The sequence below is a fragment of the Zhihengliuella salsuginis genome (assembly GCF_014651715.1).
Classification (GTDB): domain Bacteria; phylum Actinomycetota; class Actinomycetes; order Actinomycetales; family Micrococcaceae; genus Zhihengliuella; species Zhihengliuella salsuginis.
Map to the genome: position 1 here is coordinate 133,996 of NZ_BMXK01000006.1, position 10,714 is coordinate 144,709.

Annotated in this window: 10 protein-coding genes; 5 read left to right on the forward strand and 5 right to left on the reverse strand. The window is 70.3% G+C overall.

All coding sequences use genetic code 11. The annotated features are described in order from the left end of the window. Positions 1-80 precede the first annotated feature (80 nt). Genes IE069_RS08360 through IE069_RS08380 form a run of 5 tightly spaced genes read left to right on the forward strand, consistent with a single transcriptional unit; the run spans position 81 to position 5,705 of the window. Positions 81-638, forward strand: coding sequence for a TRAP transporter small permease (locus IE069_RS08360; protein WP_189349678.1), 558 nt, complete (start codon positions 81-83; stop codon positions 636-638). Further along, the gene (locus tag IE069_RS08365) at positions 635-1,909 is read left to right on the forward strand and encodes a TRAP transporter large permease (protein WP_189349679.1); all 1,275 of its coding nucleotides are present in this window, start codon (positions 635-637) and stop codon (positions 1,907-1,909) included. The genes IE069_RS08360 and IE069_RS08365 overlap by 4 nt, the downstream gene beginning before the upstream one ends. Before the next feature lie 54 nt (positions 1,910-1,963). Next, entirely contained in the window at positions 1,964-2,959 is a 996-nt protein-coding gene (dctP, locus tag IE069_RS08370) for a TRAP transporter substrate-binding protein DctP (RefSeq protein WP_189349680.1), read from the forward strand. Next, the gene (locus tag IE069_RS08375; RefSeq protein ID WP_189349681.1) at positions 2,956-3,831 is read left to right on the forward strand and encodes a shikimate dehydrogenase; all 876 of its coding nucleotides are present in this window, start codon (positions 2,956-2,958) and stop codon (positions 3,829-3,831) included. Before dctP ends, IE069_RS08375 begins: the two co-directional genes overlap by 4 nt. A gap of 59 nt (positions 3,832-3,890) precedes the next feature. Next, positions 3,891-5,705, forward strand: coding sequence for a sugar phosphate isomerase/epimerase and 4-hydroxyphenylpyruvate domain-containing protein (locus IE069_RS08380; RefSeq protein WP_189349682.1), 1,815 nt, complete (start codon positions 3,891-3,893; stop codon positions 5,703-5,705). Here IE069_RS08380 and IE069_RS08385 read toward each other — a convergent pair. The 5 genes from IE069_RS08385 to IE069_RS15625 all read right to left on the reverse strand — a co-directional run. After that, entirely contained in the window at positions 5,702-6,571 is an 870-nt protein-coding gene (locus IE069_RS08385) for a hypothetical protein (RefSeq protein ID WP_189349683.1), read from the reverse strand. The two genes, IE069_RS08380 and IE069_RS08385, sit on opposite strands and share 4 nt — an antisense overlap. A gap of 95 nt (positions 6,572-6,666) precedes the next feature. Further along, complete coding sequence (locus tag IE069_RS08390) at positions 6,667-7,746, reverse strand: fatty acid desaturase family protein (protein WP_189349684.1); 1,080 nt, start codon at positions 7,744-7,746, stop codon at positions 6,667-6,669. Between the two features lie 273 nt (positions 7,747-8,019). After that, the gene (locus IE069_RS08395; protein ID WP_229791029.1) at positions 8,020-9,582 is read right to left on the reverse strand and encodes a DUF1731 domain-containing protein; all 1,563 of its coding nucleotides are present in this window, start codon (positions 9,580-9,582) and stop codon (positions 8,020-8,022) included. A gap of 134 nt (positions 9,583-9,716) precedes the next feature. Beyond that, positions 9,717-9,983, reverse strand: a complete 267-nt coding sequence (locus IE069_RS08400; protein ID WP_189349685.1) for a GlsB/YeaQ/YmgE family stress response membrane protein — start codon at positions 9,981-9,983, stop codon at positions 9,717-9,719. Between the two features lie 278 nt (positions 9,984-10,261). Beyond that, a partial coding sequence (locus IE069_RS15625; protein WP_444545867.1) for a sodium:solute symporter family transporter occupies positions 10,262-10,714 on the reverse strand: 453 nt, incomplete at its 5' end.

Consider the following 10,714-nt stretch of genomic DNA (forward strand, 5'->3'; position numbering starts at 1 on the left):
ACGGCGCTTGCTAGCTTCGAGGAAATCATTGTGAGGCGGACCACACGGCGGTTCGTGTCCAAACAACGGAAGGATGCGTCATGGCATCACAGTCTCGAGACGGCGGGGGTGGCCTGCGGCGCCTCGTCGCCGCCCTCACCAGCGTGGAGATCGGCATCGCCGCCGTTCTCACAGCGGTGATATTCCTGGCCGTACTGGTTCAGGCGTTCCAACGGTACCTGCCCGTCGCCGGCCTGGCGTGGACCGGCGAGCTGTCACAGTTCTCCCTGGTCTGGCTCACGTTCCTCGCCGCCGGCGTGCTGGTGACGCGGGACGGCCACATCGCCCTCCAGGTCATCGACAACATCAAGTCCGAGGGCCTGGTGCGCACGTTCCACATCGTCGCGCACATCATTGTTGCCATTGTTGCCGTGCTGTTCGCGTGGCAGTGCGTCTCGCTCGTCTCGACGTCGTCCATCCTGACGTCGCCTTCGATGGGCATGAGCATGTCCCTGCACTACGTCCTGCCGCTCGTCGGCTTCATCAGCACGGCCATTCGCTCCGTCGCGGCCGCCCTGGTCGTCGCCCGTGACGGCGTCGAGGCGGCCCACGAGAGCGACGCGCTCTCCGTTCAGGTCAACCGGGAGGTCCAGTCGTGACCGTCATCCTCATGCTCCTGGCCATCGCGGCCCTCCTGGTCCTGCGTGTTCCCGTCGCCTTCGCCTTCCTGGGGCCGGGCCTGGTCTACCTTCTCTCCACCGGCCACTCCGCAGGTCTGGCCATGCGCCTCGTCGCGGAGTCCACGGCGAGCTTCCCGCTGCTGGCCATCCCGCTCTTCATCCTGCTCGGCAGCCTGGCCGGCCACGCCGGCATCGCGGATCGGCTCTTCGATTTCGCGCTCGCCCTCATGGGCAAGGTCCGCGGCGGGCTCGGCTACGTGAGCATCGGCGTGAGCCTGGGCTTCTCCTGGATGAGCGGGTCGGCCGTCGCCGACGCCGCGGCCCTGGGGAAGATCCAGGTGCCGCAGATGGTGAAGAACGGCTATTCCAAGCGTTTCAGTCTGGGCGTCGTCGGGTCCTCCGCGCTGATCGCCCCGGTCATGCCCCCGAGCATCCCCGCCGTCATCTTCGCGGGTCTCGGAGCGGTCTCGACCGGTGCACTCTTCGCGGCCTCGGTGATCCCGGCCATCCTGATGGCGCTGGGCCTTGCGATCGTCGTCTTCATCTGGGTGCGGCGCCAGCCGGACATCCAGGACATCGGCTTCTCCTGGGCCCGCGTCGCCGAGACCGGCCGAGCCGTCCTCGCGCCGCTGCTGGCGCCCGTCATCATCCTGGGGGGCATCCTGGGCGGCTTCTTCACGCCCACCGAGGCCGCCGCCGTCGGCTCCCTCTACATGCTGATCCTCGGCGTCGCCTACAAGAAGATCCGCCTGCGCGACCTGCCGAAGATCTTCGTCGACACGGTCATGACGACCGCCGCGATCATGCTGATCGTCGCATCCGCGGCCCTCGTGGGATACGTGTTCGCTTCAGAGCGCGTCCCCCAGGACCTGGCGGCCCTCATGCTGGGACTCACGGAGGACCCGACGCTGTTCCTGGTTCTGGTGGCGCTGCTGATGCTGGTCCTCGGCACAGTGGTCGACGCCGTCGCCGTGCTGGTGCTGACCGTTCCGATGCTCATGCCGATCGCCGCCGAGCTCGGCATCGACCCGATCGTGCTCGGCGTCCTGATGATCCTCTCGCTGATGATCGGCCTGCTCACCCCGCCCGTCGGCACGGTGCTGTACGTCATGAGCTCCACGCTCAGGGTGCCGGTCGGCGAGGTGTTCCGCGGCGCCGCCCCGTTCATCGTCCCGATGCTCGTCATCTGCGTGGTGATCATCGCCTTCCCGGACTTCATCCTCTGGCTGCCGTCCCGATTGGGACTCTGACCCGGCACCCCTCCCATCCGGCCCGGACCCCGGGCCCCTGCGCAAGGACACCACATGAAACTCACACGCACAGCCCTCGCCGCAGCGGCACTGCTGCCGCTCGGCCTGCTCACCGCCTGCGGCGGCGGAGCCGACGACGGGACGGTGGAGCTCACGCTGGCCCACTCCTACACCCAGGACCAGGCGGCGCACACCTGCGGCGCTACGACCATCAAGGACCAGGTGGAGCAGGCGGACGCCGGCATGACCGTGGAGATCTACGACTCCAGCCAGCTGGGCGGAGACGCGGACCGCATCGCCTCGGTCCTCTCCGGCGACATCGACATCGACCTGCAGGGCGCCTCGGCGCTCGCCACCGTCTACGAGCCGATCGGCGTCGTCGACGCGGCCTACGCGTTCGAGGACGGCGGGCACGTCTCGGAGTACTTCCGGACCGACGCCGCGGACGAGCTCAAGGACGCTTTCAAGGAGCGCTCGGGTATCAACGTGCTGGGAGCGTGGTCGATCGGGCCGCGGCACTTCACGGCCAACCAGCCGATCAGGACGCCGGAGGACCTGGAGGGACTGCGGATCCGCTTCCCCGGCTCGCTGCAGTTCCTGATGAACGCGAAGGCGCTCGGGGCCAACGCGACGGAGGTCGCCTACGAGGAGGTCTACCTGAGCATGCAGCAGGGCCTCGTCGACGGTGGAGAGAACACCCTCTCCAACATCGCCGCCAGCAATATGGACGAGGTGCAGGACTACGTCAGCCTGTCCGAGCACCAGGAGAACTCGAATCTGATCGTGATGGGCGACGTCTTCGACGAACTGTCCGGTGCGCAGCAGGAGGTCCTCCTGTCAGCGGTCGGCGAGGCCGAGGAGGCGATGCTCGAGTGCGTCGCGTCCTCGGACGTGGAGCTGATCGAGGAATTCGAGGCCCAGGAGGGCTTCGAGGTGGTCGACGACGTCGATATCGAGGCCTTCCGCGACCGGGCCGACGAGTGGTTCCGCGAGAACCTGACCGGCGACTCGCTGGCCGCCTACGAGTCGATCAAGGAATCCCGCGAATGAGTTTTTCGGGAAACAGCCGCGGGAGGACTCCCGTGATCCGCACCGCCCTCATCGGCGACGGCATCGGCCCCTCGCTGACGCCGCCCCTGCACGAGAGGGAGGGCGGCGAGCTCGGCCTGGACTACACCTACGAGCGCGTCGACCTCTCCGGGCAGGACGGCGTCGACCTCGGCGCCGTGCTCGAGGACCTCGAGGCCCGCGGCTTCGCCGCCGCCAACGTCACCCACCCCTACAAGCAGCGGGTGCTGGCCCACGTCGACGAGACCAGCGAGGAGGTGCGCCGGATCGGCTCGGCGAACCTCATCCTGCTGGGCGGGCGCCGCGTCGCCCACAACACCGACTGCACCGGGTTCCGGGCAGGGCTGGAGTCCTTCCTCGGAACCCGTCCGCGGGGCCGCGTCCTGCAGGTGGGCGCCGGCGGCGCCGGGCTGGCCACGGCCTACTCCCTGCTCGGCATGGGCTTCGCCGAGGTCGTCATCCACGACCTCGACCCGGCGGCCGCCGACGCCCTCGTCGACCGGTACGCCAGCGTCTCCGGCGACTCGCGCCTGCGGTCCTCCGGCGGCGGCCTGGACCGCCTGCTCGGCGAGGTCGACGGGGTCGTGCACGTCACGCCCGTCGGCATGGCGGAGCACCCGGGCACGGCCTTCGCGCCCGAGGACCTCGCCGCGGGCGCGTGGGTCTCCGAGGTCGTCTACCGGCCGCTGGAGACCGAGCTGCTGCGCCGGGCCGCAGCGGCGGGGCACCCGGTACTCGACGGCGGCCTCATGGCCGTCGGCCAGGCCGCCGACAGCATCGCCCTCATCACCGGGCGCGAGCCCGACCGCGAGCGGATGCTCGCCCACTTCCTCGAGCTCATCGGCGAGGACTGAACGCCACCGGAGAACCGGCGTCGCACCCCTGACGCCCCGACCACCCCAGGAGAGACACCATGCGAACCTCCATCGCCACCGTCTGCCTCAGCGGCAGCCTCGAAGAGAAGATGAGCGCGTGCGCGCAGGCCGGATTCGACGGGATCGAGGTCTTCGAACCCGACCTCGTCGCCTCCGACCTGACGCCCGAGGAGATCCGGGCGCGCGCCGAGCGGCTGGGCCTGACGCTGGACCTGTACCAGCCGTTCCGCGACTTCGAGGGCGTCACCGAGGAGCTGCTCGAGGCGAACCTGCGCCGGGCCGAGGCCCGGTTCCAGGTCATGGCCCGGCTCGGGATCGACACGATCCTGGTCTGCTCGAATGTCGCCACGGCGACGATCGACTCCGACGACGTCTCCGCCGCCCAGCTGCGCCGCCTCGGCGACCTCGCGGCGGGCTACGGCGTGCGGATCGCCTTCGAGGCGCTGGCCTGGGGCCGCTACGTGAGCGACTACCGCCGCGCGTGGCGGATCGTCCAGCTCGCCGACCACCCCAACGTCGGCACCTGCCTGGACAGCTTCCACATCCTCTCCCGCGGTCACGACCCGGCGGGCATCGAGGAGATCGACGGGGCGAAGATCTTCTTCCTCCAGCTCGCCGACGCCCCCGAGCTGTCGATGGACGTGCTCTCCTGGTCGCGCCACCACCGCCTCTTCCCCGGCGAGGGCGAGTTCGACCTGGGCGCCTTCCTGGCGCACGTGCTGCGCACGGGCTACGACGGCCCGGTCTCGCTGGAGGTCTTCAACGACACCTTCCGGCAGACCGCGTCCGGCACGACGGCGGTGCAGGCCCACCGCTCGCTGTTCACGCTCGCGGACGAGACCGCGCGCCGCTTCCCGGACGCCGCCGGCCCGTCGACGGTGCCCGACCTGCAGGAGCCGGCCGGCGTCGACTTCGTCGAGATCCAGGCCGAGGACACGCGCGACGTGGAGGAGGCCCTGGAGCAGCTCGGCTTCTCGTTTCGCGGCCAGCACCGCACCAAGCGGGTGCGGCTCTGGAGCGCGGGCGGGGCGCGGATCGTGCTCAACGAGCAGTACGCCCGCGGCGACGAACCGCACCTCTCCGGTCTGGGACTGCTCTACGGGGACGTCGAGACCGCGGAGCAGCGGATCTCCGCGCTCGACGTGCCGCGCATGCCGCGGCCCATGCAGGCCGGCGAGCAGCGGCTGCCCGCGTTCGCGACCCCGCACGGCCCGCAGCTGTTCCTCGCCGAAGCGCCCGCCGGCGGCGGCGAGCCCGGGTGGGTGGAGGAGTTCGAGCACGGGTTCGCGCCGGAGGACGGATCCCACCTCGGCGCCTTCGACCACGTCAACCTGGTCAGCTCGTGGGAGACGCACGACGAGACCGTGCACTTCTACGGCAGCGTCCTGGGCTTCGAGAAGGGCCCGGTCAACCAGGTCGCCAGCCCGCACGGGCTGGTCCGCAGCCGCGTGGTGCGCACCGCCGACGGCACGGTCCGCCTGCCGTTCAACGTGCTGCCCGCGGTCCACGAGCAGAAGACCGAGCACGTGGCGCTCACGTCCGACAACGTGCTGGCGGTGGCCCACCGGGCGCGCAAGCGGGGCATGCGCTTCCTGCCGGTCCCGGCGAACTACTACGACGACGTCCGGGCGCGCTTCGATCTCGACGACCGGTACGTCGACCTGCTGCGCAGCCACCAGGTCCTCTACGACCGCGACGGGCGCGGCGAGTTCCTGCACTTCTACACGCGCCGGATCGGGGGCGTGTTCTTCGAGGTCGTCGAGCGGATCGGCGGCTACGACGGCTACGGCGCCGACAACGCGCCCGTCCGCCTCGCCGCCCAGTCGCGGCTGGACGACGCCGCCGGCCGCTAGCGGTTCAGCCGGCCGGCCCAGGCGGTGAGGAACTCGGCGCCGGATTCGTCGTGGATCGCCCCGGTCGCCGACGTCAGCACCGGGTACGGCGTCTCGGGGACGCCGTCGGCCGGCCGGACGTCCACGTGGGAGACCTCGTGGCCGCGGGCGTGCAGCCAGTCGGCCATCGCGTAGTCGGTGCGCGAGTCGCCCATCGTGAACCACGAGGCCGCCGCGATGCCGCGGGCGGAGAGCAGCTCCAGCGTGCGCGCCGCGCCCAGGTCCTTGCCGACGAGCTCGTGCTCGATGTCGGTGGAGATGATCGTCGGGTCGATCCGCACGTCCGTCAGCCCGTGCTTCTCCAGCAGCTCCGGGATGGCATCGTCGAAGTGCTTCTGCGCCGCCAGGTAGGCGTGCGGGTCGGCGCCCACGGTCATCTCGACCGAGACCATCGCCCGCTTCGTCTCGTCGAAGAACATCAGCGAGGCGTACCGCTGGGCGACCAGTGTGCGGACGTCGTCGTACAGGCCGGCCGGGAGTTTCAGGTGATCGTCGATGTGGATCTCGCCGAGCCCGGCGGGGGAGACGTCCGCCCACACTGCGCCCTTCTCACTGACCGTGAAGACGGGCGTGCCCTCGAGCAGGCCGGCCGCGCGCAGGGCGGGCACGACCTCCTCGGCGATGAACGCGTCCGAGCGGCCCGTGTTGAACACGACCGGGATGCCGGCGTTCGCCATGGTGGCGAGGTCCCGGCCGATCGACTCGATCGCGACCGTGCGCGTCACGGGGGAGGCGATCGGCCCGTCCACGTCGAGCAGGAGCCCGAACGGCGGGGCCGGGTCGAAGGTCGCGGTGTCGGCGGGCGCGGGCGCTGGTTGGGAAGTCACCCGTCCATTATGTCGCCGGCTGGGCCGTACGACGACGCCGCGCGCCGAGATTGCGGGATCCGTCCGGCGCGGGAGCGCGGAGCGGGCCGCGGTGGCTAGCGCATGGACTGCATGGGGCACTCGAACGGGTCGCGGGCCGAGAGCCCGACCCGGTTCAGGTACTGGACCACCTGGCGGTACGACTCCGTGAGCGAGACCTCCGTGTAGGAGATGCCGCGCTCGGCGCAGAAGTCGGCCACGATGCGCTGGGCGGCGGCGAGGTGCGGCCGCGGCATCGACGGGAACAGGTGGTGCTCGATCTGGTAGTTCAGCCCGCCCATCAGAGCCGTGTTGAAGTGGGTGCCCTTGATGTTGCGGGAGGTCAGGACCTGGCGCTTGAGGAAGTTCAGCGTCCCGCGCTCCTGCAGCAGGGGCATGCCCTTGTGGTTCGGGGCGAACGAGGCGCCCATGTAGAAGCCGAAGACGGCCAGCTGCACGCCCCAGGCGGCCGCGGCGATGCCGGGCGGCAGCAGGAGGAAGAGCACGACCGGGATGCCGACGAGGCGGATGGCGAGGGTCGCAATCTCGACCGGGCGGCGCTTCACGGCGCCGCGGCCGAGCACGGTCTGCAGGGCGTCGCGGTGCAGGTTCAGGCCCTCGAGGAGCAGCAGCGGGAAGAACAGGTAGCCCTGGCGCTCGGCGATCCACTTGAGGAAGCCGCGGCGCGTGGCCATCTGCTGCGGGGTGAACGCGACCACTGGATCCTCGATATCGGGGTCCGAGCCGATCGTGTTCGGGTTGGCGTGGTGCCGGTTGTGCTTGTTGTTCCACCAGGCGAAGGACAGGCCGGCGCCCAGGTTGGCGAGGATCAGCCCCACCCACTCGTTGGTCTTGTGGCTGTGGAAGACCTGGCGGTGCGCGGCCTCGTGGCCGATGAACGCGAGCTGGGTCAGGAGGATTCCGACGATGCCGGCCACCAGCAGCTGGTACCACGAGTGGCCGATGAGCACCGAGGCCACGCCGCAGGCGGCCAGTGCCGTCACGAGTCCTGCGAGCAGCCACAGGTAGAAGCCCCGCCGCTTGGAGAGCAGGCCGGCGGAGCGGACCTGTCCCATCAGCTGGGAGTAGTCGCTGGTTGCGCGCATGCGCGCAGTGGGTGCGGAGGAGTCGCCCGAGGCGACGGCTGAAGTAGTCATGCTGCGTAGCGTCCTGAGGTGAAGAAAACCGAAGGCGCATCCGACGCAGACGATCTTGGATGAATCAGCCCGCCGCGGTGGGTAGGCGATAAGTCGCGGCTGTAGGCCCAGTTCTCCAAGAATACGCGAGCCGGGGCCGCTTCACTACTACAAAGAGCCGTCCTGCCGACTTTCATGGCTGGCACACGCAAACCACAAGCCGCTGAGGTTGTGCCGTGGTAAAACTTGAGGTGAAAGCGGGAGAGGCGAGCGTCGCCCGCCCCGTCCGGGGACCTAGCCGATGATGTCACGGACGGCCCCGGGCAGGTCCGGGTGGCGGAACTCGAACCCGGCGTCGGCCAGGACCCTGGACGTCACGTACCGACCCGTCAGGCCGAGCGCCGGATCGGTCCGCAGGGCTGCCGCGCCCACATTCAGCAGCGGCGCGGGAGTGTTGAGCGAGTAGCGCTTGAGCGGCTGGGGCGCGAGGGCCCCGCGCAGGATCTGCATCAGGTCCCGGTTGCGCACCGGCTCCGGGGCGGCCGCGTTGACGACGCCGGCCGGCACCACGAGACCCGGTGTCAGCCCCAGCAGGCCGCGCACGATCGCCAGCCAGTCGTCGAGGTGGATCCACGAGAACCACTGCCGACCGTCGCCGACCCTGCCTCCGAGGCCGGCCCGCGCGAGCATCGCCAGCCGGTCGAACGCAGGGCACTCCTGCTCCAGGACGATCGAGGTCCGCAGCACGTGCAGACGTTCGGCGTGCGCGTCGGCCACGGCGTCCTCCCACGGTGCGGCGACCCCGGTCATCTGCGGCAGCGCCGCCGGCCCCGTCGGCAGGCGGGAGTCCTCCGTCAGCTGGTCCTCGCCGGCGTCGCCGTAGATGGCGGTCGTGCTCGCCTGGATCCACGTGTCCACCGGGGTCTCGAGCCCCCGGGCGGCCTCCACGAGCGCGCCCGTCGAGTCCACGCGCGAGGAGCGGAGCGCGGCCACGTTCTCCGCGCTGGGCCGCACGTCGACCAGCTTGCCGGCCAGATTCACGAGCGCCACGCGCTGCCCCGGGCCGCCGGCGAGCTCGCCGGCCCACTCGGCCACCGTGCGCCCGTCCCAGACCGCCTGCCGGAACGGCAGCTCCGGGTCGGGGTTCCGGGTCAGGAGGACGACGTCGTGTCCCCGGCACAGGAGGTCGGCCGCGAGCTGACGCCCCAGGAAGCCGGTGCCGCCGGCGATGACGGCCTTCAGCCCGGCCGCCGGCTCCGCAGTGGTCCCGGGGTCCGGGGCATCGGAATCAGGCGACGGGACGGTGGTGGGGTCCGGGGCCGCGTCCTGGGCCAGCGCGTAGAGCCGCGCGCAGTTCTCGGCGAATCGCGAGGCGAGGGGCCTGGCGGCGATCTCGGCGAAGAGGCCGGAGAACAGGCCGTCGGCTGAAACCCGCTGGCGGAGGAGCGTGCCGGCGACCGCGACGGTCTCGCCGTCCGCAGTGGTGGTGGGCTCAGTGTGCGGGATGAGCTCCCACCGGACCAGCAGGCCCCCGGCCGGCTGTTTCTGGCGCCAGGCGAGGGCCGCGGCCGGCGCGCCGGGAGCGGGTGGCACGGCGCCGCCGTCATGCTCGGCTGGCGGGGAGAACTCGGTGACGACTGCGGGGCCGGCGGTGCGCGTGTGGACCGCGCCGACCAGCGGGGACCGGGGGACCTGGTGCACGGGCGTGCCGTGCGAGACTGAGCCGTCCGCGCTCTCGGGGCGCATGGCGGCGACGGCGGTGTTCCACTCCGGCAGGCGGGCGAGGTCGCTCAGGACCGGCCAGAGCCGTTCCGGGGAGAGGGCCAGGAAGTGTTCTCGGGTTCGCATCCACGCCATGGACATCACCCTAGCCTGCAGCAGCGGTGCGCCGCAGCCGGCGCCCGCCGACGTGGCGGATGTGCGGCCGCGGGTTCAACGCCAGCGGGTGGCCGCCTCGAGACGAGACGGCCACCCGCTGGGTGACAAGCGTGCTACTTGGCGCGCTTCTTGGTGATGAAGCCCCAGATGACCAGGACGATCAGCGAGCCGATGATGGCCCAGATCCAGGTCACGAGATCGAAGAACCCGTCGTTGGTCGATGCTCCGAACAGCGAACTTCCGATCCAGCCGCCGAGGAACGCGCCGATGATGCCGAGGATCAGGGTGGCGATCCAGCCGCCGCCCTGCTTGCCCGGCAGGATCGCCTTGGCGATGGCACCGGCGATCAGGCCAATCAGAATCCAGCTCAAGAAACCCATGGTGATTCCTTTCTCGCGTCAGCCCTCCGACACGCTGTCCGAGGTGCTAGTGCCGAGCGTAGCGAATGAGATCTGATCTGGGGAGATCTACGGCTGGCAACTTGAGGTTCCGTGATCGCGGGACGGGACGGGCCACGGCCTCGATGTGGCCGCGGTAGCAGACGTCGCCGAGGCCGTTGGCACTCCATGAGACGCCGAAGGGGCGCCCGTGATGCTGCTCACGGACGCCCCTTCGGGGTGAGAGGTCCCTGCCGTGAGGCGGGGACTGGTGCGGAGGATCAGTTCTTGATCTGCTCCATCTCGTTGGTCATGGTCTCGAACTCCTGGAAGATCCCCTGGTCCTTCTGCGGGGAGATCGAGGAGACGACGATCGCGACGAGCCCGGCCAGGATGAAGCCCGGGACGATCTCGTACAGGCCAAGCCAGCCGAACTGGCCCCAGGTGAAGGAGACGACGGCGCCGGTGATCATGCCGGAGAGGGCGCCCGCGCTGGTCAGCTTGTTCCAGAACAGCGCCAACAGGATGATCGGACCGAAGGCCGACCCGAAGCCCGCCCAGGCGAAGCCGACGAGGTCCAGAATGGAGTTGTCCGTGTCGAGGGCCAGCAGGCCGGCGACCACGGCGACGATCAGGACGCCGAGGCGACCGTAGACGACCTGCTGCTTCGGCGTCAGTTCCTTGCCCGTCATGAGGAACAGGTCCTCGACGAGGGCGGAGGAGGAGACGACCAG